Source organism: Paraburkholderia phymatum (assembly GCF_040965635.1).
Lineage (GTDB): Bacteria > Pseudomonadota > Gammaproteobacteria > Burkholderiales > Burkholderiaceae > Paraburkholderia > Paraburkholderia phymatum_B.
In genome coordinates, this window is record NZ_JBFRCH010000047.1 from 20,416 (window position 1) to 45,449 (window position 25,034).

Below are 25,034 nucleotides of genomic sequence, written 5' to 3' on the forward strand. Positions count from 1 at the left end.
AGGAGGACAGCATCATGAGCGATCTCTATTCCGGCACCGACCTGTTCAGCGAGTTCGATCGGCTGCAGCGGCAGATGGCCGGTCTGTTCAATACCTTCCCGTCCAGCATCCGCGCGAGCCGGTTTGGCACCTTCCCGGCCGTCAACATCGGCGCGACCGACGATTCCATCGAGATCGTCGCGTTCGCGCCGGGCATCGACGCCGCCGGACTCGACGTGTCGATCGACAAGGGTGTGCTCACTATCAGCGGCGAGCGCAAACCGTCCCGGCAGGACGTGAATGATGACACCCGCATCTACGCGCAGGAGCGTTTCACCGGCGCATTCCGGCGCGTCATCGAACTGCCGCAGACGGCCGATCCCGACAAGGTCCAGGCCCGTTACGAGAACGGCTGCCTGATGATCACCGTCGGCCGGCGCGAATCGTCGAAGCCACGCGCCATTTCCGTCCAGTAACCCCCGGGAGCCGATCATGAACGACACGACTGAAGTCACTCAACGCGATCAGTCCGCACTCGCGCGCAGGGAAGGCGAGCAGCCTGCCCGCCGCATGACGATTACCCCCGCCGTCGACATCTTTGAGGACGGCCTGGCCGTCACGCTGTGGGCCGATCTGCCCGGCGTCACCAAAGACAAGCTGGATATACGGGTGCACGACGGCAACCTCTCGATCGAGGCGGAAGCAGTCGTCCCGACGCCTGCCAACCTGCGCCTGCAGCATGCCGAAGTCCGCGAACCGCGTTTCGCACGCACCTTCACACTGTCACCGGACTTCGATACCTCGAAGATCGAGGCGAGTCTGCAGGACGGCGTCCTGAAGCTGACCATCCCGCGCCGCGAGGAAGCGCGCCCGCGCCGCATCGAGGTGAAGACCGGCTGATGCGCCAGTGGTGAAAGGGTTGGGCGGCGGCAGTCTCGTGCTGCCACCGCCCGCACGAAAGGGAGGTTCGATGCCTGAAGAGACACATCATGCATGGAAAGGCCGTGAGATCCGCATCTGCACGATCCCCGTGCGTTACATCGTGTCGCGCACATCAGCGCCAGACGGCTACGTCGCCATCGTGCGCATCGAATCCGACGGCACTATCCTCGCCGACTGGCATCTGCCGCGCTTTGGCGAACGCTGGGGGAGCGCTGGCGAAGCGCGTCAGGCTGCGTTCGAGTACGTGGTCAAACTCGTCGATCGCGGGGTGTTTGGCGCCCCGGCCGCATCCGGTGCTGACGCGTGACGGCCGAAGGTTCTACGAAACAGCTTCACACTGATACGGAGACAACCATGGATACCGATCCGCAAAAGTGGAACCCGTTCAGATTCCTGCGCAAGGACAGGACAAGCGCAAACGGGAAGGCGAAACCCTCGGACACGGTGGCGCCGTCATCGGAGCGCACCGACGTTGCGCGACTGGTGCATGCCGATCCCTGGCGCGTGATGCATGAGTTCCTGAACGACCCGTACGCGGGGTTCGGAGCGCTTGACCGCTGGTTCGGCGACTTTGCACCGACGCGTTTCCAGCCACGTATCGATGTCGTCGATGAGGGTGACGCGCTACGGGTGACGGCCGAACTGCCCGGCGTGGAACGCGAGGACCTGCATACGACGATTGAAAACGGCACGCTCGTGCTGCGGGGCGAAAAGAAGCAGGACGCGCGCAGTGAGGAACAAGGCTGCTACCGGCTCGAACGGGCCTACGGCGCGTTCCTGCGCACCATCCCCTTGCCGGAGGATATCGATATCGACAAGCTCGACGCGCATTTCGACAAGGGTGTGCTGAATCTACGTGTGCCCCGGACGGGCGCGGCGCGATCGATAGCGCGCAAGATCGAAATCCGCCACGGGAAGTAGCTGACGACGGAGCACAGTCCCGGGACCGTGGCAGGTAAATTCTTCCCGGGCGTGTCATGAGTGCGGGCAAGTTCCGGTGTCGTGCCGCACACCGTCGGCGAGCCACCAGGCGATGCCGGGCCCGCCTGCCTGCCTGCGGCCGTACGCGTCAGCACGGCCGCTCCTGCAAGACAACGGTGTGCCGTCCGCGCGCACTGGGAAACGAAATCTTCTTCGGCACGGTTAGTGCTCGTTTGCGCGCACGCTTGATCCGCTAATACGCTCGCAAAGTGACTACCCTGCTGCTCTTCGAAGACGCCGACATGCGCGAGCCATTGCGACTGCTACTTGAGTGCGCGGGCTACCGGGTGATCGTTGCTGAACACGGCGCGGCCGCGCTGGCTGCGATGACCGGCTTGCGCCCCGACGCCGTAGTCACGGACTGGTGGATGCCGGTGATGGACGGAGTCGCGCTTTGCCCGATGCATGCGTCGAGAATCGCAGCTCGCCTCTGTGCCCGTCGTGCTGATGTCCGCGTCGTCACCGCCGTCCGTTGTCCCTCGTGGGACCTATTTCTGTCCAAGCCGGTTTCGATCGATCAGATCGAACAGGCACTTCATGGGCTGCTTGGGGCATCGAAAGACGGGCGCATCTGAGAGCCCGGGGTACTGGCAATGAACAGTAGTTCCAGGTGCAGCCACCACCCGGCGTCGCGCGTGCGCCACGCCGAGGGCCACCAACGTCACGGAGGATCAGGATATGCACCTCGCGGATTTCATCGAATCCCATCTGGATTTGCTGGTCGCCGACTGGATCTCGTTCGCCAGACGGCTGACGGACGACTCGCAGGACCTGTCCGACGACGAACTGAAGGACCTCGCCGCGCAGCTGATGCTGGCCATCGCCGCTGACCTGCGAGCTCCGCACCTCAATATTGGCCGGATTGCAACGCTGCACGCCGGCCGGTTTGCCGGGCCGGCGACCATCTCGCGCGTTGCCCGAGGCCATGCGGAGGAACGCCACCGGCATGGCTTTACCCTCGATCAGATGGTGGCCGAATTCAGAGCCATGCGCGTGAGTGTCACACGCCGTTGGACAACGCACGCGGAGGACAATCTCGCCACGACGCTTGACGAACTGGTTCGCTTTAACGAAGCGCTCGATCAGGCACTCAGTGAATCGATCGCCCATTACACGACCCAGCTCTCGCGCACACGCGACATGTTTGCGGGCGTGATCGCGCATGATCTCCGTTCCCCCGTGCAGGCGATCGCCATGTCCGCCCAGGCGTTGCGACAGGTCCGCATGAATCCGGACACGACGCTCAAGCTGCTCGGTCGCATTGAGGTCGCGTGCACAAGGCTGCGCCTGCTGATCAACGACGTGCTCGATTTCGCGCGCACGCGACTGGGCGACATCCTGCCGATGAATCTCCAGCCTGCCAGTTTTCGCGACATCGTGCTGCGCGCCATTGACGAGGTCAGTGCTTCGACGCCAGGTTTGCGGATACGCAAGCAGCTGGGCGATGACAACGCGATGGGCTGCTTCGACGAACAGCGTCTGACGCAAGTCGTCGTCAACCTGCTCATGAATGCCGTCCAGCACGGCGATGCGCGCGCGGAAATTGCCGTCGATCTTGGCCGGGAGGACGACGGATTTGCACTGGCCGTCAGTAACCATGGGCAGACGTTGCCGCCTGACGTGCTGGCCACAGTCTTCGATCCGCTGCGTCGCGGTGCGCAAGACGCTTCGGCGGCCAGGGTCGGCAAGGGGGTCGGGCTTGGCCTCTATATTGTGCGGGAAATCGTACGGGCCCACGGTGGCCGCGTGGAAATGCAATCGGGCGACGGGGTTACCACCGTCCGGTTCTGGTTACCAGCAGACGACGCGCGGGTTTCGCCGCCCCCGTTTCTGCCGCCTCTGCCAGAGACGCCTGCCAGCGAACCGGAATTTTAGTCGTCAGGCAGGACAGCCCGCCTGCACCGTGATCGCGCATGCAGCGCTGGCGGAGCCGTTCACATATCGGTTGCAGCTACGTTCTTTAACCGGCAAGCTGGGAGCCGGAACCCGCAATGTTGCACGCGCAGCCTTATCGGCGCGCACCGGAAGAGCGTGCCCGCATCGATTTTAGTGAACACGAGGATCTGACGGATGGTGTCTGCGTGGCTTCACGAGGCGCAGGCGGCACGGGACAGGGAGGCTGGCGGCCGCAATCGGCATCAGGGGTATTGTCCAGCTCGGCCGGTGTGCTCCACGGGCTGCCCTTGACGTGTCGGGACAGCCGCACATAGTCCCCGCGCGCGGCAAGCTGCATCAGCTCCTCGCGATCGGTTTCGTCATAGAGAAGCTGTGCACCGCGCGCCACGTCCTCTCCATAGTTGCCGAATGCCTGACGGCAGGCGAGCGCCTCGGCGGCGCTGGTGCCGATCACGTTGCAGCCGCGCCGCTCGACTTCCCACGCACCGGATTGCCACGCGGCATCCAGCCGCATGGCGTCCACGGTCTCAAAACTGTGCCACAGCACTTCGGCTGGATGGCCGAGCCGGAACCGGCCGTGGCGGGATATCAACGCCGGGCAGGACAAGCGGTGTCGCTCGCCGGAAAGCGTGCCAGTGGAGTATCAGAAAAAGCGGCGTATTCACCTGCGCAGCCGCCGTGACCGTGACGGCAAGGAGTGGCAGGCGCACGCTGTCCGTCTGTTCCCGAAGCGTATCGAAAAGGACCATGAAGCCTCCCGGATGACATGTTGCATAGCCTCTTGAAATTTCCATTCCTTGCGCTATTTTATGCATCGCTCAGGCAGTCGCGATTAGCGCTGCGTGTTTCGATTTGTTTGTCAGAGGGGTTTCCCATAGGCAGGCGAACTGGAGCGCGTGGTCCGGTTCGTTCTTCGTGAGAGGCCCCGGTTTCAAGGAGCCAGCCATGAGCGATCTTTTCTTCAGCATCGATCTGCTGGGCGAATTCGACCGCCTGCAGTTGCAGATGGCAAGTGTCTTTGCGGGCTTTTCCGCGAGCCGGCGCGCGATGCGCAACCTTTCCCTCCCGTCAACTGGTGCAGCACCGACGAGTGCGCCAGGATCGTCGCGTCCGCGCCGGAGCTTCGCCCGGCAGCGATCGACGTCTCGATTGACAAGAGGGCTGACGATCGGCGGCGAACGCAAGCTCCCCGAGCCGGAGGCCGACAACCAAACGAGGCAGTACGCGATACCAGCCATGCAACGCGAGCTGTCTCGACGACGCGGGGTCGCAGGCGCGCTTCCTCGCGTGAGAGCGCCACGCTGCCTGGCAGCGCAGCCCTTGTATGGCCTCCAGTACGTGTCGTTCTTACGGACCGTGCCCCTGCTATATGGCCCAGGTCTTACGGGAGACGGAAATGCTCAGTCCACACGAATTTGCGAGTCTGATGCTGGTTCGTCAGGCGCCGGATCAGCTCGAATTGAATCGCGCCGAGTTCGACGCGCTGCTCGAGCGCCAGCTGGTCATGCTGGAACATCGCGCCTCGGGCGCACGGCGCGCGTACCTGACCGGGAAGGGCAGAACGTTTCTCGACGCGCTTCACCCGGGCGGCGCACCGCGTTTAAGCCGGAAGACCGCCGGCACCGGCGGTGGACAAAGACTGGAGAAGCCCTTCGTGCCCGATGGTCGCACGACGGACATCGTGGTGCCGGAACGCGCAGGCCGAATGGCTGCGCGATTGCAGCGACGAGCTTGTCGTCCTCGCAGCGACGCGCGGGCGCAGGGTTAGCGGGGCCTCCCCGGGCGGACTCACCGTCGACGCGCGCGGTCGTAGAAGCGTTCTCGCGCATGCCGGTGCCCCCAGGGCCCTAAGGTGTCGTGCGGGAATGTGCCGCCTGCTGCACGACTGATTGAGCATCCCGCGTCGCTCCCGTGTTTCGGACGCGGCGCGACGCTTTGCCGGAGGTGTCATATGCAAACGGACCAAGTGATGGAGTATCACGGCTGCGAGGTCCGGCCGGTGGCAACCCCCACCGGCACGGGTCGCTACGCGGCAGCGGCCATTGTCACCGACCGGGCCGGCGATACACGCACGCTCGGCGTCGATGGGGACTTTGCCAACGCGCAGGAGGCTCGCGACGAAGCACTCGAGCTTGCCCTCGCATGGATCCAGCAACGCTCGGTTGTTTCGGACCGGTATGTTCGACGGACCTAGCGCGCCGGTCAGCAACTTCTGGCCGGACGCGAGTTCGACACCTGTCGATCCATTTCTGGTTCGATCTCTCGAGCCGTTTGGGCTCAAGTCACCGCGAGGAAAAAATGACGGACACTGCAGTCACAGATCCCGCCGAAGACGCGCTCTATGAAAGCATCCGGCTCCTGCTCTTTTGCGCTGACCTGCCGGCGCAGCGTCTGGAATCCGATATCGACGATATCGGACGCTTCACCGCGCCGGACGACTGTTCATCGCAACTGCGCCTCATTGAGGCCATGCCGCCGCTTACGCCCGCAGCCGAAGCAATTGTGCGCGCCATGATTCGTGCATATGGCAATGAACTGTTTGGGCGCGGCAGTGCGAATTCCGCACTGTGTGCCATGATAAAGGCCGGACCTGTCAAGTTTGGACAGACCGCCTTGACGACGTTGGGGCCTGACGCGCCGGTGCCGGAGCGTGTCCGTCCGCTCGTCGCGGAGATTAACCGCATTTTCGAGCGCTACCCCGAAAGCGGCTTCTCGCACGCCCGATACTCTCTTTCAGCGATTGGCTTGCCGGTCGGCCGAGACAGGCTTCCGCAAGGGCTCGCTCAGTTCGCGAGTCATCCTGAGCAACCCCGAACTGCGCGTCTCGCTCAAGTGTCTAAGGTGTCAGCACGACGGCGGGTGCCGGCCTCGGTATCGCGCGAGCGAAAGCCGGCCAGATTTGCGGAGCGAAAGGAAAGAGCAAGCAGATCCATCGCGCCGGACAGATAAACAACCCTATCTTAACGGCGCCGTACTTTTACACGGTAGCGAAAGGTGAGCTGGCTGCGACTTGCCTCGTCAAGCACGGCGTAGAGCAAGGCTTTGGGGATCCGTATAACACGCGAGTAGTCGCCTCGTCCATGTTCGCGGACGCCATAAGAGCGTGGTGGCGAATTTCCGTCCAATCGCCACCACCCGCGACGCGACCTGATCTTGAGGCTTCGCGGCTGCTTTCAGCACGCCTCGCGGGACAGGGTCGCTGACACCAGACGGCCCTGCTCATGTCGATGCGCTCTGATCGAAGCATGCGCACCTGAAGCGGTCGATGTCCGGCACACGTCGCGCAGGCGACACCCCGTGGGCAGCACGCGCTCGACCTCCTCGCGCACAAACCGCCACGCGCCCTGGTTCCTGTCCTCCTCCTGCGCCCATACGACTTCCGTGAGGTTCTCGAACCCGCGAAGCACAGCCTCCAGGGCGTCATGCGGAAACGGATACAGCTGTTCGACCCGGACCAGCGCTATCGATGCATCGCCCGATTGGTGGCGCGAGCGCTGCAGTTCGTAAAACAGCTTGCCGCTACAGAGTACGACGCGGGTCACGGCACGCCGGTCCACGATGCCCGGATCCGGCAGAACAGGCTGAAACGATCCGTCGATGAACATCTCCAACGGCGAATGCGAAGCTACCTCGCCATAAAGCTGCGTCTTCGGCGTCATGACGACGAGCGGCTTCGGACGAGCCGCCATCGCCTGCTCGCGCAACAGGTGGAACCATTGCGACGACGTGGAAGGAATCGCGACGCGCAGATTGTCGTCGGAGCAAAGTTGCAGGAAGCGTCCGAGATAACCGTTCGAATGCTCCGGACCCACGCCTTCGTGCCCGTGCGGCAACAGAACAGTCAATGCGGACTGATAGCCCCACTTGTATTCACCGGGCGCAATGTACTGGTCGATGATCACTTGCGCGCCGTTCACGAAATCGCCGAACTGCGCCTCCCAGATCGTCAGCCGCCTGTTCGCCTGCACGCTGTAGCCATATTCGAAGCCGAGCGCGGCTTCTTCCATGAGAGGCGAATTGACGATGTCGAACATACCCTGATCCGCGGCGATATGTTCGAGCGGAACATGCAGGTTGCCGGCAGCCGGGTGCGCTTCCTGTGCGTGCCAGACGGCATGCCGGTGCATGAACGTGCCGCGACCCACGTCCATGCCCGAAAGACGAATACCGATCCCCTCTTCCAGCAACGACGCGTAGGCGATGTTTTCGGCGAAACACCAGTCGGCAACATGGCTTGCACTGGCAGTTGTCTCGTGCCACTTTGCAATGCGCCTGCTGACCAGTTCATGCAGACGGAAGCCGTCCGGCACGCGCGTCGCCGCCGACGTCAGCAAGCGGACCCGTTCGAGTGAAACCGGCTTGAACGGTGTCGTTGCGGGCATTTCGCGCGCCACTGGCGCGCGCAGATTCGTTTCGACCGCTTGGGTCTGCAACGCATGCAGCGCGTCGGCACGCATATCCGCGAGTCGCGCGGCGGCGCCGATCGCCGCGTGATAGCGCTCCGTCACCGTGGGGTGGGCCGCGATGGCTGTCTGCGCGCGCGGCTGCGTGATGGCGGGCACGTCATGCTCCGAATGACCGAGGCGACGATAGCCGATCAGATCGATGACAACGTCGGCTTCGTGTTTCATCCGGTAGTCGAACGCGATGCGCGCCGCGCGAACGACATCGTCCGGATGGTCGGCGTTGACATGAATGACGGGCGCATCAATCATGCGTGCGATGTCGGTGCAATACGTGTGGTCGCGCACTTCCATCGGATTGGGCGTCGTGAAGCCGATCTGGTTGTTGACGATCACATGAATGGTGCCGCCCAGCGTATAGCCGCTCTTGCGCGTGAGGCTCAGTGTCTCCATCACGATGCCCTGGCCGGCGAATGCGGCGTCGCCGTGAACGACGATCGGCACGCAGGTCGCATCGGGGTGCGCGTCCTGCCACGCGCGCGCCATGCCGCTGACGACGGGAAACACGCTCTGCAGATGCGACGGGTTATGCGCCAGAAACAACGCAACGTCACCATGGGCAGTCCTCTTGCACGCGGTGCCGCCCAGGTGATAAGGCAGATCGGTCTGCACAGCGGCCACATCGGATTCGTGATCGAGACAGGCCAGCATCTTCCCGGCGGGGAAGTCCATCACGTTGACCAGCGCGTTGAGACGTCCGCGATGGGGCATGCCCAGAATGATCTGCTGCACGCCGTCGATGGCCGAGCTGTCGATCAACGCATCTAGCAGCGGCACGAGACTTTCGCAGCCTTCCAGAGAGAAGCGCTTCGCGTGTTCGTGCCGGGATGCGACAAGGCGTTCCCACATCTCTGCTGCCAGCAGTCGGCACAGTAGCGCATCGCGTTCTTGCGGCGTCGGCTGAGGGCAGACCAGCTCCGACTCCATGCGATTGAAGAGCCAGCGCCGGCGCGACTCGCTGCGCATGCCGCTGCAATCAAGCCCGAGTGCGCCGCAGTAGACCCGCTTGAGTTGCTGCTCCAGTTCGGCCACAGTGAGCGCAAAGGGAAGGCCCGCCTGATCGGCCGGACGCATCTGGGAAGGATCAAGCCCGTAATATTGCGGCGAAAGCTCGGGCATGGCGACGCGCGGCGCGAGCTCGAGCGGGTCGAGGCACGCGAGGCGATAGCCGTCGTGGCGATGCGCATCGATAAAGCGCTCGATCTGCAACGACAGGACAGTCGGCGCGGCGACGGCAGCCGGCTGCGTAGAGATATTGGAAGAAGGCTGCTGGACGTTGATCTGCTCGGAATAATCGTTGGACATTGTTATGTGGATATATCGAGAGAAACCGTTAATCGGATCTCGCTCTCCATTCCTCGATAGCTCCCGGCCCGAACAGGTGCAGACTTCTACAGCAGGACGGGCGCCGTCGACAGGCGGCGAGTCGGCCCGGAACGCGAGTTGCACATCCGCAGTCGCGTTCCATCGCTTCTTTCATCGAGCCGGCTTGGCCAACGGCTCGTGTCTCCGTCCTTTATGCTTTTTTGTCAGCGACAACAGCGTTCAGATGCCAGACAGCGGCGGCGGCGCAGCGTCGTTTAAAAGTCGCGAATCGCTTGCGCGCGATAAGGCGGATTGCAAACGCACATCGCGAGCCGCTGCCTCGTCCAGCGCGAACTCCGCAACCATATCGGTGAGCTGTGCGGCCTGGTCGCGCAGGGCCTGCGCCGCCGCAGCGCTTTCTTCCACCAGTGCGGCGTTTTCCTGCGTGACCTGATCCATCTGCGTGACCGCGCGGTTGATCTGCTCGATGCCGTCGCTCTGCTCCTGACTGGACGTACTCATTTCGCCGACGATCGCCGTCACCTGCGAGATGCTGCGCACCACTTCGCGAATGATCTGTCCGGCTTCATCGACGATCCTGCTGCCGTTGTCGACATGGCCGACGGAGTCGTCGATGAGCGTTTTGATTTCCTTTGCGGCCACCGCGCTGCGCTGCGCGAGGCTGCGCACTTCCGAGGCCACTACCGCGAATCCCCGGCCGTGCTCGCCCGCGCGCGCGGCCTCAACCGCGGCATTCAGCGCGAGGATGTTGGTCTGAAACGCGATGCCCTCGATCACGCCGATGATGTCGACGATCCTGCGCGACGAATCGTTGATGGCGCTCATCGTATCCACCACGCGGTTGACCGCCTCTCCACCCCTTGCGGCGACGACGGACGCATTCGATGCAACCCGGTTGGCTTCGAGTGCGTTGTCCGCGTTCTGTTTGACGGTGGACGTCAGCTGCTCCATCGCCGCCGCGGTTTGTTCGAGCGCGCTCGCCTGCTGCTCCGTGCGACTCGACAGATCCAGGTTCCCGCTTGCGACTTCTCGCGATGCCTGGGTGATCGTCTCGGTTCCCCTGCGCACGCGCACCACGATGCCATGCAGGTTTTCGATCATGTGCTTCAATGCGTCCAGCAGCCTGCCGACCTCATCCTTCGAGTCCGCTTCGAGACGCTGTGTCAGGTCGCCTTGCGCCACGGCTTCAGCAAGGCTGACAGCACGGTTGATTGGCCGCGTGATGCCTCGCGTGATGACGAAGCCCGTTACCATCGCAGCCAATATCGCGCCGATGGATAGCAGGATCATCTGCATCCGCGCGTTGTCCCCTTCGTCGGCCGCCCGCGCGACGTCCCTTTGCATCTGGGACGCCTGATAGTCGACCATCTTGTCGACCAGCAGGTAGTACTCGTCCTGCTGACGTGCGAGGTCGCCGAGATACAGGTCGCGTGCTTCCTGCTGCCGGTTCTCTTTCACCAGGTCGAAGAACTTGCGGACACTGCCACCGTACGTGGTGCGCGCCTGGAACTGTTCCTTGAAGAGCGCCCTGGCGTCGTCGCTTCGCAGCAGCTTTTCGAGCCGGGCGTACGCGTCCGCGTTGGTTTTCCTGATGACGGCATACTCGTTCATGTATTTCTTCGCCTGCTCTTCGGTGGAGACGAGCAGCAGGTTGCTCAGAATGCCATTGGCCTTGTAGCCGTTGTTCTTGATCTGGTTGCTCAGGGCAATCAGCGCATAGCGCTCACTGACGATGCTGTCCATTCTTGCGTTGCTCGACGCGAGGTGCCCGATTCCGACAACGGCCGTTCCTATCAGCAGCGCCACGACGAGCCCGAACGCCGCGCTGAGACGGGCTCCGATTCTCAGGTTTGCAATCCACATTACTTCGTAACTCCTCTATCGACAGTGCTTCACACGCTGATACGACGATCTGACGGGATGCAGGCGATCGGCATGGACACATTGCGAGGCGGCCGGCGCTTCAGCAACGGATTTGCCGCTCAGGCGGCGCAAAGCCTTGCGATGCCGGGCGACGTGCCTTCGAGGCCCTGTCGCCAGTGTTTCCCGTCCGTCTGGAAGGCTTCAGACGGAGTTAACGGCTATTCGTACGAAGAATTAAGGATCGGCTCGTCATCCGTTTATTCAGATCATCGACGACACCAATTATTGGAATGGCACGAACACGACGCGCGCAGGCGAGCCGGCGTGGCCTCATGCATCGCGCATCAATCAGTCGTGTGCGCGGTGCCGACCTCTCCCCGTACAAACAAGGTCCGTATGCGTTTTGGCAATTCACAAACTGGCGGCGTCTCGAAAGCCGTTTGCATATCATTGGGCACGCAGGCTCGCAGTACGGGCGATAATGCGAGTCCGTCTGGGTCAAATGCAATGCTCCGCTCAAATCCATGGCCAAGTCCTACACCATCTACACGCTTCACGCGCAGATCCGTGATATCGAACCTCCCGTATGGCGACGAATCCAGGTCGACGGCAATATCACCTTGCGCAAGCTGCATCACATCCTGCAAGCGGCCTTCGGGTGGACCGACTCCCATCTGCACGACTTCGAGATAGCCGAGCGGACTTACGCGATGGGCGACAACGACAACATGCTCGATTTGTTCGCTGAAGATCCTGAAATGCTGGATGACCGCAAGGCACGACTACACGGACTCATCTATCAAGGACATCGTTTCCTCTATCGATATGACTTCGGTGATGATTGGCATCACGACGTCCACGTCGAAGAAGTCGCGCGGACCGACCGGGAACCTCACAGCGAAGCATGGATTCTCGCTGGACAACGAGCATGCCCACCGGAGGATGTTGGCGGTACGCGTGGATATGAAGAGATGTTGCGTGTTCTGAGCCAGCAACCGGGGAGCGACGAGGCCGAGGAGTACAGGACATGGGCAGGCGACGACTTCGATCCCGAACTGTTTGACCGACGCGCGTCCAACGCTGCCCTCCTGAGGATGGCGTGGAACAACTGGGGCAAAAAATAGCCAACGTTCAATGCCCGAGCGCTACGCTTGGCGATCCGGTGTGCTTAACTGGCGCTTACGATTCCATGTGGGCGCACGCGCGAAGAAAAGCGTCACGAGTCGTCTTGCAGGTCGGGGCGCAGTTCCGCCTCGATCTCGCGAATGGACGGCAGTTTTGTTTCCAGCGAAGGCGGTACCTCACGCAGCAACTGGTACTCGGCAACGCCCATCGGCTTTGCGACACCCCGCAGCGCATACTCGGCGACCAGGCGGTTCTTTTCCTTGCATAGCAGCAGGCCAATGGTCGGCTGATCTTCCGGTGCCTTCACCTGTGCATCGATAGCGGACAGGTAGAAGTTGAGCTGGCCGGCGTATTCCGGCCGGAACGGTGTGGTCTTGAGTTCGACGACGACGTAGCAGCGCAACTTCAGGTGATAGAAAAGCAGATCAATGAAGAATTCATCTCCACCCACGTCCAGCCGGTATTGACGCCCCACAAACGCGAAGCCGGCGCCAAGCTCCAGCAGGAACCGGGTAATGTGCTGCGTCAGCGCCTGCTCGATGTCACGCTCCTGTGCGTTCTCCGTCAGGTTGAGAAAGTCAAAGATGTAGGGATCCTTGAGCGCTTCGCGGGCGAGATCGGATTGTGGCGGAGGCAGTCGTTCCTCAAAGTTCGTGACGGCGTTGCCGGTCCGGATGTGTGCGCCCGTCTCGATCTGCATCGAGAGCACGCTTCGTGACCAGCCGTGCTCAAGCGACTTGTGCGCATACCAATGGCGCTGATCGCGATCGTCAAGCTTGTCCAGCAGCGTCACCACGTGGGACCACGGCAATTGTGCAACAGGTTGTTGCACAAATTCCGGCTCGGGCCATGCTTGGGCGAGCGCGCGCATGTACTTGAGGTTGCGCGGCGAAAACCCGCGCATGTCCGGAAACGCCGCCTTCAGATCGCGCGCGAGCTGGTCAACCACCCGGGCGCCCCATCCCTGCCGCTGCTGCCGCTCCAGGATGTCCCGGCCGATCTGCCAGTAGAGGGTCACGAGTTCGCGGTTGACACTCATGGCCGCACGCTGCCGGGCCTGCTCGACCCGCTGCTTGAGCTCGGCGAGCCAGTTCCGGTAATCGTCGCCCAAGGCGTCCGTGGTCAATTGGTCGGTCATGCAGTTCAAGGCGGCGCATCAGTTCAGTCCGGACATTATCCGGGGATGGTTCGTCCCGGACAACCGGTTGCCGCGACGGCTTCAGCCCCGATCAATCCGGCTTCCATGCACGCCTGCTTCGCAACCCTTGTCGGTGCAGGACCTGCCGCGTCGCCATGTACGCGTCGAACAGGCCGGCATGCAGGCGGCTGAGTCCTGACGCAGGCCGACCAGTTCGTGCTGGTCACCTTCGTGCCAGGATCTTCCCCGGCAGGGTTGTCGCGCGCGAGGCCGCCTGGTCACGCTGGACGCGGGGTAATCGTGCAAGATCTGGCGGTTGCTGCCCGTAGCGGCGCTCGCAGCAAGGCTCCGTGATGGCCCAGTGTTCGGCTCAACGAGAATTCTGCAACCCGTTGATAGGTAATCGCGTTTTCGACAAAAGCGCCGTTTTTTGCACGATCCGCACGATTTCCCCACTACAGATTGGCTTCCGACGCGTTCAATGCTTCCCATAGGTGGCGACATACTGCGCCAGATCAGCCCACTGTGGTGACGTCAAAAGGTGTGGATGATCTCGAGCGACCTGCAGTGCCACCGCATGAAACCCCTGGTTTGATTCGGACTGCCCTGCCTTCAAAGGACCATTGAAGGATGCATTGAACGTCGCGCTGGTACCGCCGGCGAGGACGGGCGCAGCTTCAGCGACTGCAGCGACATTCAGCGCACTGCTCAGCCTGTCAAGGTGACTGTTGCGCGCCGAGACGGCGGGTGAATACGTCCTGCCCGGATCAAGCTTTTCCGCGAGAAGCTGCAAAATGGCCGTATGGTCGAGCTTCCCCGAGAAGACACCGCCCGGAGTCACGTAGGGCGAGACAAGCAAGGCGGGCACGCGCAGTCCCGTCGTTTCAAACGGGAATCCCGCGACATTGGCCGCAATGGGGAGCGGTGAAACATGGTCAAAAACCCTCCGTGCTCGTCGTACGTCACGATCAGGAGCGTGTTCTTCCAGCGATCCGGATTGGACGTCAGGGTCCGGTAAACATCCGCGACAAAGGCCTGCCCCGCCGCGATGCCTGTCGGGCAATGGTCGTCGTTGGCGTTGAAGTGCGGACCGTCCGTGTACTCCGGCTCGATGAATATCACCTTGGGCATGATTGCGTCGCTCTGCCAGTCGGCGGTGAACCGGGTATAGCGACGGAAACTGCCGCCGACATCATCATGCGGCAGGGCGAGCGACGTGATGATTTCCGGCAGCCATTTCTTCATCAGACTGAAAAACGGAAAGAAGCTGCCCGACTGATAAACGCACCAGGGAATGCCGCGCTCGCGCAACCAGTCGTAAACAAGCGGCTGATCGGGGATGAAATTGAGTCCTTGCACGTTGTCACTGATGGCGCTCTCTCCTGCCATTGCCATCAGCCGGTTCGCCTGCGTACCAGAAGGGAGAGGCGCAAACCAGTTATCACAAACCGTGTAATGTCGCGCCAGGAAGTCAAAAGTCGGCAGTGAGGCAGCGTCGTAGTACCCCATCACGTGCGCAAGATCATGTGCAGGCGTGGCGCGACTCGCATAACTTTGCACGAACCCACCGAGCTCGGGACAGCCACCCGGCGTGCAAGGCGTATTGATCTGGGTTGCGATAGGCGTGCGGTCGTGTGGGGGATCGGGAATTGAAGCGACGTCGGCGCCGAGACGGTGAACGGGATAAGACTGCCCCGCGTTCACATTCGTAAAGTTATTCAGCCATGCCGGATCGGACGAGAGACCGTTGACGTTACCTCCCGTCAGGCTCAGGTAACCGAGCATATGATCGAATGACCTGTTCTCCAGCATCAACACTACAAAGGTATCGATATTATCGAGCGCTGGCATGTGCCGCTCCTTCGAAGGGGATGTCGTCTCATCTCACGGCCATTTCCGCATCGCTTGTCGCCAATTTCGATGCGCACTGCATCTTTGCTCGTCCGACCACGTTCGTGCGTGAGGAAATGGTCGCGTCCGGGCAGCTCGCGGGTTAGCGGTGCTGCACCTTGCGCGTTGCCATATAAGTGTCGAACAGAGCTGGATGCAGGCGACTGAACTCCTGGCGCAGGCTGACCAGTTCGTGCTGGTCGCCTTCGTGCTCCCGACGCAGGATTTCGCCCAGCAGGGCTGTCGCACGCGACGCCGCCTGGTCACGCTGCACCCGCGCCTCACCCAGCCGGCCCGCCAGCGCAGGCTTCGCCAATACCAGCCACGCTGGGAACCAGGCATAGTCTCCCGTCTCGCCGATGCCGGGAAACTCGGCATCGAACCGCCGGCGGAGCGCGTCCAGCGACGCGTCACCCAGCACGCGCAGCAACATCGGGAACCGTGCGGGCGCCAGCCACGCCAGCTCTGCGAGCAGGGGCCATGCGGCATCCGGCCCGTTCGTCCGGTAGCGCGCCTCGGTCATCCACGCAAGCGGTGCTGGGATGCGCCACCATGATTCGATGCTCTCGACGGCAGTACACGCGGCCGCTGCGTCTCCCGCCAGCAGACACAGCGGCGCGGCATGGCTCCCGGCATGATCGGCCGCATCGGCGCCGCGAAACGGCAGTGACGCGGCCCGCCGGGCGAGCGCCCGCCAGCTCGGGGCAAGCCAGGACTGAACCGTCTGCGCAGGCAGCACCCGCCTCGCTGCGGGCACCACCTCGCCCTCCAGATGACGGCGGGCCACGGCCAGTGAAGCGTGATCGGCAAAGGGTGCCGTCGATGCGTGTTCGAGTTCGCCAACCAGCACGGTCAGCGCAGGCAACGCACCGTCGTCCGGGTATTCGCCGGCGAGCCGTTCCAGGGCCGTGCGCGCGGCCGCCGCCTCACGGCGCTGCAGTGCTTCCAGCACGTCGTTGCGCAACATCACATCACGGCTGTCGGCAAAGATATCGAGCTGCTGCGTGGTCGGCTGCATCGTGATCGCCCTCAGAAAAGCTGCTCTTCAGGAGCGACCAGATTAGACCACTTCACCACGCTGCGGAAGGTACGCCCCTCCTCGTCGACCGACTCGATGATCACGCGCTGGCCGCTCGCCTCGGCGATCACGCGCACGGTCCGCTCGCCGTAGCGCATCAGTGCACCGATCGGCGGACAGACCGGAGCCTTCTTTCTCTTCCGTGGCCGGGTGCTACTTTCCATCCGTCTTCCCCCGCTTGCGGCGCACCGCGGTCTTGCTGGCGGGCGCGGACGCGGCGCGCGCCGCACGCGACGGGCGGGTCGCGACGGGGCGTACCTTGGTGGTACCGGCAGGCGCGCCCTTGGCACGGCCCGGCCGGGCCGGCCCAGCCCCCCGCACGTCCGCCTCGCGCAGGGTGGCCAGCTGCTGCAGCGTCACGTTCGTCGCCTGCTCGGCATCCAGGCGCCCCTGCAGCACGCCCGCCTGATGGCGCGCATCACCGAGCTGCGCCTGCAGCGTCTCGATGGCGCGGCGATGCTCCGCGTCGCGCCGGTCGGCGCGCCGGTTCGCGTCATCAAGCTCCTTCTGCAGCTTCGCGGCCGCGCTCCGTTCCCGGTCGATCTCGAGCAGTGCGTGTTTTTCGGAGGCGCGCAGGCGCTCCTCGGCCCGTTCAGCCGCCTCGCGCAGTTTCTCCAGATCCCGCGAAAACCCCTCCCGCACTTTCTCCAGCTCACGGTCGCGCGCCGCCGCCTCGGCTTTCAGGCGCGTGACCTCCGCCTCCAGCGCCTGCCGCGCCGCCTGCCCCTCGGCCTGCGCCTTTTCGAGTTCGCGGACCTCGACCTGCGCGGCCAGCAGCGCTGCGGTACGCTGCTCGAGCGCGGTTTCGGTGCGTTCGAGCTCGGCGCGTGCCGCCGCGACGCGCTGCGCCGCGGCCGTGCGCTCGCCCTCCACTTCCGCGCGCAGCGCGTCGAGTTCCGCCTGCGCCGAGGCCGTGGCCCGTGTCCACAGCGTCGCGACCAGCTCCCCTGCCGCGTCACGCAGATCGGTGGGCAGGTCCGGGTGCTCGATGCGCACGCGGCTCTTCTCGCGCAGCTCCGTCCAGAATTCGCCGAGCACCGCAGCGGGGGTGCCCATGCTGCCGCGCTTCACCAGCTGGTACAGGCGGTTCGCGGTGGGGGTCTGACCGAAGCGGAAGAACAGCAGCGGAGAGACCTCGCGGTACAGCTCGCGGGTCTTCGAGAAGTCAACCTTGAGGCGGTCGATTTCGGCCGCGCATCCGCGCGGCGATGCGCGCTGGCGCCCGTTCTACGGGCCGCTCTCCCCGGTCAGCGCGCGCCAGGCGATGGTGATCCTCAACGCGCTGTTCTCGTGGCTGGTGCAGGCCGGCTACCTCGCCGGCAACCCGCTCGCGCTGTCCCGCCAGCGCGCCCGCAGGGCCGCGCCGCGCATCACCCGCTATCTCGAGCCGGGCCTGTGGCAGGCGGTGAAGGACTTCATTGCATCGATGCCGCAGGACACCGCCCGGGCGCGTGCCCACTATCACCGTGTGCGGTGGCTGTTCACGCTGCTGTATCTGGGCGGCCTGCGCATCGCCAAGGCCCGCAGCAACACGATGGGCCAGTTCTTCGTGCGGCGCGACGCCGGTGGCACGATGCGCTGGTGGCTGACCGTGCACGGCAAGGGGGACAGGGAACGGCTCGTGCCCGCGACGCGTGAACTCATGACGGAGCTCGCGCGGTACCGGCAGTCGCTGGGGATGACCGCGCTGCCCTCCCCGCATGAGGCCACGCCTCTTGTACTGTCGATAGGATCGACTTCGGAAACGTCCCGGGACCCGGATGCGAAGCCGTCACACCGACCCCTGCCCCTTACGCGGGCTGCGCTGCATACGATCGTCAAGGACGTCTTCGCGGGCGCCGCCCGCCAGCTGCGCGAGCGCGGCGCAGAATTCGAAGCACGCGCCGCGCTGCTCGAACAGGCCTCGGCGCACTGGCTGCGACACAGCGCCGGGTCGCACATGGCCGACCGGCAGGTCGACTTGCGGCTCGTGCGTGACAACCTTGGGCATGCGTCGCTCGGCAGCACCAGCCTGTATCTGCACGCCGACGATGATCGCCGGCATCAGGAGACCGACGAGAAACATCGAATCGAGTGGTGAGACCGGTGACGGCCCCGGGCTGAAATCCCGTCAGTTAAACTAGCTGCCCGATACCCAGACTGCATCAGCTATGCAAGAATCCAGATGACTCGTTCTAACGCAGACGCGTTTTCCTTTTACCGTCATGGAAACCCTGGACCTTGAACCGCAGGTGCTTGCAAACCGTCGTAGCGTCGCCTTTGGTCTCGTGCATCAGAACATCACGGTCGACTGCGTGATCACGCTTGCGGCACTCGAAACGTATTTCTGGCTCGAACCCCGGGCCAGCGACGCCCGCATCCTGAAGACCTTCCGGGATGGGTACTGCCGCATCCGCGCGATTGCGAGGCGCAAACTGCTCGCCCATCCCACTGTGCGTCTCGAATTGACGGCGGAGGATTTTGCGCGTCCGTGACGACGTCCATCGACGCCCCGGCCCATTCGCACGATCACGGTTTTCAGAGACGCGGAAAGGCCACATGCCGCGGTGCCATCGTTTAATTCCCTCGAATTTCGACGATGAAGCGCGTGCAGGGATGCTCGGCTATCTCGTTGTCGGCGAACCCGTTTCCATGGCGCGAACGGCTCAACGCCGGTTACCTGGTCGCGCTGGCCTGCGTCTGGATGCAGGCCAATGGCGCGCGGTGTGACTGACACGAGCGCGTTGTGATCGCCCGCATGGCGGCCGGCCTCGCGCGCGATGTGCTCGACACACATCCGGTCTGACGAGGGGAAAGTGCTGATGCCACTCTTCACGGATGGATGGCGTCCCGACTACCGGCCGCCCGTCGTGTGCGAGATCCACCCGCATGTGCGCCGCCCGTGTGCGTCGTCCCTTATGGCGCTTGACGCCATAGCGTCTGTATGGCATCTTGCGCCATATGAAGAAAAAAGCCACACTCCTGTTCGAGGACCGGACCATCTACCCGGATGGAGCCATTCTCGAAATGCGCATCTGGCGATTACCGGAGAGCGACGGCGAACGACCGCACGGTCTCAAGTACAGCCTGTTTTATGGTCGGGCTGGTCAGCGAATCATCGGCTACGACAACGAGCGAGGCAAAGGCGACCACCGGCACTACCGGGATCGGGAAGAGCCGTACAAATTTTCGACGCCTGAGCAGATGGTGGCTGATTTTCTGGATGATGTAGAACGTGAGCGAGGTGAATCATGAGCAAAATGAACGTGCATGTTGGTGGCGCGCGGGATATGGGTCGTCGATTCGCGGCGGCGTTCAACCGTGCGCAGGCGGGCGAGGATTTCGAAGAGCGGCACGTGACGTTTCTGTCGCTCGAGGAGATGCTGGCTGCACTGTCGCCGAAGCGCCTTGAGATGCTTCGTCACCTACATCGCGAAGGCGCAGAGAGCGTGAAGGCGTTGGCAACTGCGCTGGATCGGGACTACAAGCGTGTCTACGAGGACGTGGTGATGCTCGAGAACGCTGGCCTTATTGTGCGCGAAGAAGGCCGTCTGACCGCGCCGTGGGACGCGGTGACCGCCGAGGTTTCCTTGTGACCGAATCGCACACGGCCGCTGATGCGCCTGATTCTCATCGTTGGCTCCGGAGCGATGGGGTCGTTTAGTGGCATGTATGCCCCATGCCTCGTCGCTCGGATCCACCAGTTCAATCCGGAACTGCCACCCCTCGAAGGCCATTAACATCGCCCCAAAATCGGTGCAGTCGACGCGCCTGCCATTGATGATCACACACGGCAGGCGGCCGCTCTCGCCGCTGTCCACTCAATTCGCCCACGGACCATCGTTCCGGCTACCTCGAGATTGCCGGCATGCTCGACCAGGTGCCTGACCGTCAGAGCACGTTTGACCTTCTGCACCAGATTTCCCAGTAGCTCGAACGGATCCGACTGTGGATCACCGAGAAGCTGAAAACGGAACCCGCGCAGTCTTCTTCCCCGGAAGCCAGTTCGAACGCCTCCAGTGAAAGCTGGTCGCCGAACAGCAGACTGCGAAAATGCAACTCGTGTACGACACCATCCGCATCGGCCAGACGCACGGGCATAAACTCCGGATGTTCGAAGGCGTGAAGCTCGGCAAGATGCGCCATCTCGTGCGATGTTGTCCACTCGCTGGGCCCTGCCCCAGGCTGGCAAGCAAACAACCAGCTCGATTACGAGCTGGCTTTTTTTAGCATATGAAAAGGAATACTACATAAAATATAAGCCTGATTTTACTAAAATTCGATGTCTTGCAGCTCTTGGCAGATACAAGAGAAGCGCTGCGGACCGACCCAACGCCGAATCTGGCGGAGGCGGGCAGCGCCGTCTGTGACATCCACGACAGGTCTGCAGCCCGGCAACGTCGTCCATGAACGCCGGATCTGCCGACATTCGGCACCTGGATTACCCGCCACGCAGCAACCCGTCGCCTCTTCCGCCGGTCACATTAGAAAAAAAAAGCCCATCGTCCGGTCTGGACGGTGGGCCTCAACACGCACCGGAAGTCGAGGAAAACCACGAACTTCCGGAACTCTGAACGATACCGAACAGGCTGCCGTACAACAATCGGACGCGTCGAAAAACACATAGGAAGCGGATCCCCGCTCAGGTTGCGTTGTCAACCAGTCCTGCAAGTATCACGTTGCTTCGAAGATCCGATGGCAGTTGTGCGCCCAGTGTACAGCCCGCTCAGGCCGCATTCACGACGTCCTTGAACGCCTTGCCGGCCGTGAACTTCACGGTCTTCGCGGCGGGAATCGTGATGGTCTCGCCCGTCGACGGATTGCGGCCGGCGCGCTCGGCGCGGGCGCCCGTCGAAAACGAACCGAAGCCGACCAGTTGGACGCTCTCGCCGCGCGTCACGGCCGCAGTAATGGCCTCGACGATGGCGTCAATAGCTGCGCCCGTGCTGGCCTTGCTTTCCCCGGTGCTGGCCGCGACCGCATCGATGAGTTCCTGTTTGTTCATGTATAAGCTCCGTTTGAAGAACGCGCCCGCGCATCGCGGATGGGACGCTACCGTACCACATGTACGGTACCAGGCAACCCGTGAGGCTTAAGCAAAGTCGGTCGAGCGCTTTCCTCACGAACTCGCCCCTTCCCGTTACCGGCCGGTTTTGGTAAAGCTGGGTGGTATCGATGTGTCACTGACGGTCGCGACCAATACAGCGCGATTCGTTGAATACCCACCAACGCAGCGCTATGCTTCGCACACTGGAATACGACAACCGACAGACGTTACGGAAGGGAAACGACACAATGCGACTGCGACGCATCGCGGCACGACGTTCCACAGTGCACGGCAAGGGACTCTTTGCGCTGCAGCCCATCGCCGCTGGCGAGCGGCTCATCGAGTACAAGGGTGAAGTGACCAGCTGGCGACGCGCCGCTGCACGTCAGCGATCCGAGGCCGGACACACCTTCGTGTTTGGTTTGTCTGATGGTCGTGTGATCGATGGCAGCTGCGGCGGGAACAGTGCCCGCTTTCTGAACCATGCGTGCACACCCAACTGCGAGGCAATCGAGACGGGCGATCGCGTCTTCATCCATGCCATCACCACCATTCAGCCCGGCGACGAGCTGTTCATTGATTACGGCCTCGCGGTCGACGGCAAGATCACTGAAGAAATCCGGACTCACTATGCATGCCACTGCGGTGCTTCAAACTGTCGTCGGTCAATGGTGAGTGACGCGTAGCAACAGGCTTGTTTCGCTCCATTCCATCAGGTTAAGACCCGGCTCGCTCAATCAGGTGAGTGGCGGTTGTGCCCTGGAATTCGTCGTTGCGTCCGCAAAAACTCGAATGGCGTTCGTCCGAGGCCTCCTGCATAGGCCCCAGACACGGCTCTGGCACGCCAAATGACCGCCTTTCCTTCGGTCAATCGGCACAGACGAAAAACCCGGCGGTTACCGGGCTTAACGAGGCTGGAACTGTCGCCGGACCTTGGTGGCAGCGTCATGTCGTTGACGCCGGCGATTACTGCCCCATGTAGCCAACAGGAACCGTCGAATTGTTCTTCGCAACGGTTGCGTTGTTCGACACGATGTACTGCGGCACTTCCGTCAGCGTCAGCGACACCTGACCGTTCGAATACGGAACCGTCGTGGTATTGCCATAGCCATCGATCTTCGTCACGTTGCCCGACGTACCCGGATTGTCGACCTGCAGCGAATAGCTCGTCGAATACGTCTGGCTGTACGTGCCATTGCTCGTCGGCCACTGGCTGTTGTTGTGCGCCCATGCGGCCGTCACGATCTTGCCGTCGCCGAGCTGCTGGAACGCATACGCGAACGTGCCACCCGGCGTGCCCTTGACGCGGCCCAGCGTGTTCGTGCCGTCGAGCGCGCGGGTCATCGTTGCGAAGGCCATCGCTTCAGGCTTCGGCGACAGATTCGACGCACCGAATGCACCCTGCGCGTTGTTCAGATCGAAGAACGAACCGTAGCCCACTTCGCCCGGATAGTCGGGGCCGAAGAACAGCGTCGTCATCTGCGCGCCGCCGCCCAGCACGATGATGTGCGAGCGCACGCCAACGGCAGCATGTGCGAACAGCTGGTTCTGCGACGGCGTCGTCGGGCCGTAGTTGATGCCCGGGTCATAGCTCGTACCCGCTTCCGTGAAGAACAGCTTCATGTTCGGCTTGCCGGCCTGCATCACCGAGCGCAGCTGGATCATCTGGTTGTCGAGCGCGTTGGCCTGGTTCGCCGGATCGGAGTCCGAGTCCTGCAGTTCAGGCGGATGCGCCGGATACGTACCCGCGTTCCAGTAGCCGTGCGTCGAGACGGCATCGATGTAGTTCCACAGGCCGAGCGCGCCGAACTTCTTCAGATAGCCCGTCGTACACGTATCGCAATTGGAGGCGAACGGATTGCCCGTGCCCATCACGATCGCGTTTGGATCGGTCGAGTGGATGCCCTGATAGGCGGCCTTGTACATCGCGACAAAGTTCGCGTCGCTATCGGCCCAGCCGAGGCTCGGCTCCCACGTGACCTGATAGTAGTTGTTCTGCTGCTTCGGATAGTTCGCCGCGCGGATCAGGCTCGTATCGGTACCGACCTTCGCCATGAAGTTCTGGAACGCGGTCATATCCTTCGGCGCGTAGTAGCTGTCGGTGTACTGACCCGTCTTCGAGTTCCATGCGGGGATACCGTCGAGACGCACGATGCGCATCTGGTCGGGATTGTTCTTGTAGAACGGATCGAGGTCGCTCACGTTCGGCGTGTACGAGTTCGGACCGTTGGGCTCCATCGTCGACTGCTGACGGTCGTCGATCGTCCACGTAATGCCGAGTGCGTGCAGCGCGGCGATGTTGCCGTTGAAGCCCTGCATGCCGAAGCGGTGCTGGTCCTGATGCGCGTAGTTCACGGTGCCGAGTACGGGCGTGAGGTTCGGCAGCACGCCGAACGTCGCAATGCCCGTCGGACGCGTGCCGCTGTGCGGCAGCGTGCCGCCGCTCGCGCGCAGCGTGGCCGTGAGCGCGCCGTAGCCCGACCACGTCGACGTACAGGGGATCGTGTTGGTCTGCACGCCGGCGTTCACCGGGAAACTACCCTGCGCCTTGATCGCGCCATTCGAATCGGCGATCGACCACACCACGGTATCCGCGTTCGGCGCGTTCGTCGTGATCGCGAGCTTGAACGGCGTGTTGTTCTGGAATACGCGCAGGCCGTCGCTGGTCGGCGTGTCGGCCGTGATCAGGCCGTTCGGCGTGCCGCCCGCCTGTTGCGTTGCCGTCCCGCACGAAAGCGTCGAGCTGCCGGACGGCGACGGAGCGGGCGTGGGCGTCGGAGTCGGGGTGGGCGTCGGTGTCGGTGTCGGTGTCGGTGCCGGTGCCGGCGTGGGCGTGCGCGTCGGCGTCGGAGCAGGGGCCGGGGTGGCCGCGACTGCACGCACCCAGCACGCCTTGTCGTAGCCATATGCCGGATCCGTCTGCGAGACCGCGCCGACATAGCAGCCGACGCCGTTGCTGAAAGTACGCGGCGCCGTCAGCATCGCCGATGGCGAATTGGGCGGCACTACCCCGAATACGACTGCGCCCGTTCCGAGGAACGAGCAGTTATCGTTTTCCAGTCCGCACAGCGTGTATTGCTGGCCCGCGACGGTAATCGTCTTTGTCTGAGCCTGCACGTGTTCCGCACCACCGAACGATGCCAGCACGGTCACTGCGGCTACGCCGAATAATTTCAGTTGGTTCATCAACTTTTCCTTAAGGCAATGCTGATCAAGCCGTGTAAACGCGACTGAGCGCGGTTGAGCATGCGTAAACTTTCTGAATAACCAATGAAGATGGTCGTTCCGCTTCGTTTTACCGCGCCGCAGGCGTTCTGCGCGGGCTTT

The 25,034-nt window shown here is 62.8% G+C and carries 25 protein-coding genes and 4 pseudogenes; 17 read left to right on the forward strand and 12 right to left on the reverse strand.

What is annotated here, in order from left to right; genetic code table 11:
* The first annotated feature begins 14 nt into the window (after positions 1 to 14).
* From AB4Y32_RS36860 to AB4Y32_RS40780, 6 genes are all read left to right on the forward strand, one after another.
* Positions 15 to 455 carry an Hsp20/alpha crystallin family protein gene (locus AB4Y32_RS36860; protein WP_015004230.1) on the forward strand — a complete coding sequence of 147 codons (441 nt, stop codon included), beginning with the start codon at positions 15 to 17 and terminating at the stop codon, positions 453 to 455.
* Between the two features lie 16 nt (positions 456 to 471).
* Complete coding sequence (locus tag AB4Y32_RS36865) at positions 472 to 879, forward strand: Hsp20/alpha crystallin family protein (RefSeq protein WP_368726002.1); 408 nt, start codon at positions 472 to 474, stop codon at positions 877 to 879.
* Positions 880 to 949: 70 nt separating this feature from the next.
* Positions 950 to 1,228, forward strand: coding sequence for a hypothetical protein (locus AB4Y32_RS36870; RefSeq protein WP_368726003.1), 279 nt, complete (start codon positions 950 to 952; stop codon positions 1,226 to 1,228).
* 47 nt (positions 1,229 to 1,275) lie between these two features.
* The gene (locus tag AB4Y32_RS36875; protein WP_368726004.1) at positions 1,276 to 1,842 is read left to right on the forward strand and encodes an Hsp20/alpha crystallin family protein; all 567 of its coding nucleotides are present in this window, start codon (positions 1,276 to 1,278) and stop codon (positions 1,840 to 1,842) included.
* A gap of 269 nt (positions 1,843 to 2,111) precedes the next feature.
* Positions 2,112 to 2,477: a response regulator transcription factor gene (locus AB4Y32_RS36880; protein WP_368726005.1), complete on the forward strand. Its 366-nt coding sequence runs from the start codon at positions 2,112 to 2,114 to the stop codon at positions 2,475 to 2,477.
* A 565-nt stretch (positions 2,478 to 3,042) separates the two neighbouring features.
* Positions 3,043 to 3,777, forward strand: a complete 735-nt coding sequence (locus AB4Y32_RS40780; protein WP_439899889.1) for a sensor histidine kinase — start codon at positions 3,043 to 3,045, stop codon at positions 3,775 to 3,777.
* 133 nt (positions 3,778 to 3,910) lie between these two features.
* Here the strand turns inward: AB4Y32_RS40780 and AB4Y32_RS36890 are convergent.
* Positions 3,911 to 4,547, reverse strand: a pseudogene (locus tag AB4Y32_RS36890) (diguanylate cyclase).
* 196 nt (positions 4,548 to 4,743) lie between these two features.
* Here AB4Y32_RS36890 and AB4Y32_RS36895 point away from each other — a divergent pair.
* The 4 genes and pseudogenes from AB4Y32_RS36895 to AB4Y32_RS36910 form a co-directional block, all read left to right on the forward strand.
* Positions 4,744 to 5,025, forward strand: a pseudogene (locus tag AB4Y32_RS36895) (Hsp20/alpha crystallin family protein); the annotation flags it as partial.
* A 169-nt stretch (positions 5,026 to 5,194) separates the two neighbouring features.
* Positions 5,195 to 5,566 carry a hypothetical protein gene (locus AB4Y32_RS40785; RefSeq protein ID WP_439899887.1) on the forward strand — a complete coding sequence of 124 codons (372 nt, stop codon included), beginning with the start codon at positions 5,195 to 5,197 and terminating at the stop codon, positions 5,564 to 5,566.
* Between the two features lie 183 nt (positions 5,567 to 5,749).
* Positions 5,750 to 5,992, forward strand: coding sequence for a hypothetical protein (locus AB4Y32_RS36905; protein ID WP_368726007.1), 243 nt, complete (start codon positions 5,750 to 5,752; stop codon positions 5,990 to 5,992).
* Between the two features lie 104 nt (positions 5,993 to 6,096).
* A complete protein-coding gene (locus AB4Y32_RS36910) occupies positions 6,097 to 6,747 on the forward strand; it encodes a hypothetical protein (protein ID WP_368726008.1) in 651 nt (216 codons plus the stop codon).
* Between the two features lie 224 nt (positions 6,748 to 6,971).
* On the opposite strand, the gene AB4Y32_RS36915 is transcribed toward AB4Y32_RS36910, so the two are convergent.
* Together AB4Y32_RS36915 and AB4Y32_RS36920 are read right to left on the reverse strand one after the other, a co-directional pair.
* Positions 6,972 to 9,566 (reverse strand): 2-oxoglutarate dehydrogenase E1 component, encoded by a 2,595-nt coding sequence (locus AB4Y32_RS36915; protein WP_368726009.1) that lies wholly within the window; start codon positions 9,564 to 9,566, stop codon positions 6,972 to 6,974.
* 240 nt (positions 9,567 to 9,806) lie between these two features.
* The gene (locus AB4Y32_RS36920) at positions 9,807 to 11,450 is read right to left on the reverse strand and encodes a methyl-accepting chemotaxis protein (RefSeq protein ID WP_368726010.1); all 1,644 of its coding nucleotides are present in this window, start codon (positions 11,448 to 11,450) and stop codon (positions 9,807 to 9,809) included.
* Between the two features lie 524 nt (positions 11,451 to 11,974).
* Between AB4Y32_RS36920 and AB4Y32_RS36925 the strand changes: the two genes are divergently transcribed.
* Complete coding sequence (locus AB4Y32_RS36925; protein ID WP_368726011.1) at positions 11,975 to 12,574, forward strand: plasmid pRiA4b ORF-3 family protein; 600 nt, start codon at positions 11,975 to 11,977, stop codon at positions 12,572 to 12,574.
* A gap of 92 nt (positions 12,575 to 12,666) precedes the next feature.
* On the opposite strand, the gene AB4Y32_RS36930 is transcribed toward AB4Y32_RS36925, so the two are convergent.
* The 5 genes and pseudogenes from AB4Y32_RS36930 to AB4Y32_RS36950 all read right to left on the reverse strand — a co-directional run bounded on the left by AB4Y32_RS36930 (position 12,667) and on the right by AB4Y32_RS36950 (position 17,866).
* Entirely contained in the window at positions 12,667 to 13,713 is a 1,047-nt protein-coding gene (locus AB4Y32_RS36930) for a YhcG family protein (protein WP_368726012.1), read from the reverse strand.
* Between the two features lie 478 nt (positions 13,714 to 14,191).
* Positions 14,192 to 15,564: pseudogene (locus AB4Y32_RS36935) on the reverse strand (alkaline phosphatase family protein).
* A 142-nt stretch (positions 15,565 to 15,706) separates the two neighbouring features.
* A complete protein-coding gene (locus AB4Y32_RS36940; protein WP_368726013.1) occupies positions 15,707 to 16,621 on the reverse strand; it encodes a hypothetical protein in 915 nt (304 codons plus the stop codon).
* Positions 16,622 to 16,632: 11 nt separating this feature from the next.
* Positions 16,633 to 16,845 carry a hypothetical protein gene (locus AB4Y32_RS36945; protein ID WP_368726014.1) on the reverse strand — a complete coding sequence of 71 codons (213 nt, stop codon included), beginning with the start codon at positions 16,843 to 16,845 and terminating at the stop codon, positions 16,633 to 16,635.
* Positions 16,835 to 17,866 carry a DNA-binding protein gene (locus tag AB4Y32_RS36950; RefSeq protein WP_368726024.1) on the reverse strand — a complete coding sequence of 344 codons (1,032 nt, stop codon included), beginning with the start codon at positions 17,864 to 17,866 and terminating at the stop codon, positions 16,835 to 16,837. Before AB4Y32_RS36950 ends, AB4Y32_RS36945 begins: the two co-directional genes overlap by 11 nt.
* 10 nt (positions 17,867 to 17,876) lie before the next feature.
* On the opposite strand from AB4Y32_RS36950, the pseudogene AB4Y32_RS36955 reads away from it, so the two are divergent.
* From AB4Y32_RS36955 to AB4Y32_RS36975, 5 genes and pseudogenes are all read left to right on the forward strand, one after another.
* A pseudogene (locus tag AB4Y32_RS36955) lies at positions 17,877 to 18,761 on the forward strand (tyrosine-type recombinase/integrase); the annotation flags it as partial.
* A gap of 124 nt (positions 18,762 to 18,885) precedes the next feature.
* Complete coding sequence (locus tag AB4Y32_RS36960; protein ID WP_368726015.1) at positions 18,886 to 19,155, forward strand: DUF1488 family protein; 270 nt, start codon at positions 18,886 to 18,888, stop codon at positions 19,153 to 19,155.
* Positions 19,156 to 19,259: 104 nt separating this feature from the next.
* The gene (locus tag AB4Y32_RS36965; protein ID WP_368726016.1) at positions 19,260 to 19,394 is read left to right on the forward strand and encodes a hypothetical protein; all 135 of its coding nucleotides are present in this window, start codon (positions 19,260 to 19,262) and stop codon (positions 19,392 to 19,394) included.
* A 227-nt stretch (positions 19,395 to 19,621) separates the two neighbouring features.
* The gene (locus AB4Y32_RS36970) at positions 19,622 to 19,915 is read left to right on the forward strand and encodes a toxin-antitoxin system TumE family protein (RefSeq protein ID WP_368726017.1); all 294 of its coding nucleotides are present in this window, start codon (positions 19,622 to 19,624) and stop codon (positions 19,913 to 19,915) included.
* Positions 19,912 to 20,256, forward strand: coding sequence for an HVO_A0114 family putative DNA-binding protein (locus AB4Y32_RS36975; RefSeq protein WP_368726018.1), 345 nt, complete (start codon positions 19,912 to 19,914; stop codon positions 20,254 to 20,256). The genes AB4Y32_RS36970 and AB4Y32_RS36975 overlap by 4 nt, the downstream gene beginning before the upstream one ends.
* Positions 20,257 to 20,444: 188 nt before the next feature.
* Here the strand turns inward: AB4Y32_RS36975 and AB4Y32_RS40790 are convergent, their stop codons facing one another.
* From AB4Y32_RS40790 to AB4Y32_RS36985, 3 genes are all read right to left on the reverse strand, one after another.
* Entirely contained in the window at positions 20,445 to 20,645 is a 201-nt protein-coding gene (locus AB4Y32_RS40790; protein WP_439899890.1) for a DUF7686 domain-containing protein, read from the reverse strand.
* The gene (locus tag AB4Y32_RS36980) at positions 20,552 to 20,755 is read right to left on the reverse strand and encodes a DUF7686 domain-containing protein (protein ID WP_368726019.1); all 204 of its coding nucleotides are present in this window, start codon (positions 20,753 to 20,755) and stop codon (positions 20,552 to 20,554) included. Before AB4Y32_RS36980 ends, AB4Y32_RS40790 begins: the two co-directional genes overlap by 94 nt.
* 631 nt (positions 20,756 to 21,386) lie before the next feature.
* A complete protein-coding gene (locus tag AB4Y32_RS36985; protein ID WP_368726020.1) occupies positions 21,387 to 21,665 on the reverse strand; it encodes an HU family DNA-binding protein in 279 nt (92 codons plus the stop codon).
* A 290-nt stretch (positions 21,666 to 21,955) separates the two neighbouring features.
* On the opposite strand from AB4Y32_RS36985, the gene AB4Y32_RS36990 reads away from it, so the two are divergent.
* The gene (locus AB4Y32_RS36990) at positions 21,956 to 22,393 is read left to right on the forward strand and encodes an SET domain-containing protein (protein ID WP_368726021.1); all 438 of its coding nucleotides are present in this window, start codon (positions 21,956 to 21,958) and stop codon (positions 22,391 to 22,393) included.
* A gap of 280 nt (positions 22,394 to 22,673) precedes the next feature.
* On the opposite strand, the gene AB4Y32_RS36995 is transcribed toward AB4Y32_RS36990, so the two are convergent.
* Positions 22,674 to 24,893: a hypothetical protein gene (locus AB4Y32_RS36995; protein WP_439899888.1), complete on the reverse strand. Its 2,220-nt coding sequence runs from the start codon at positions 24,891 to 24,893 to the stop codon at positions 22,674 to 22,676.
* Between the last annotated feature and the right edge of the window lie 141 nt (positions 24,894 to 25,034).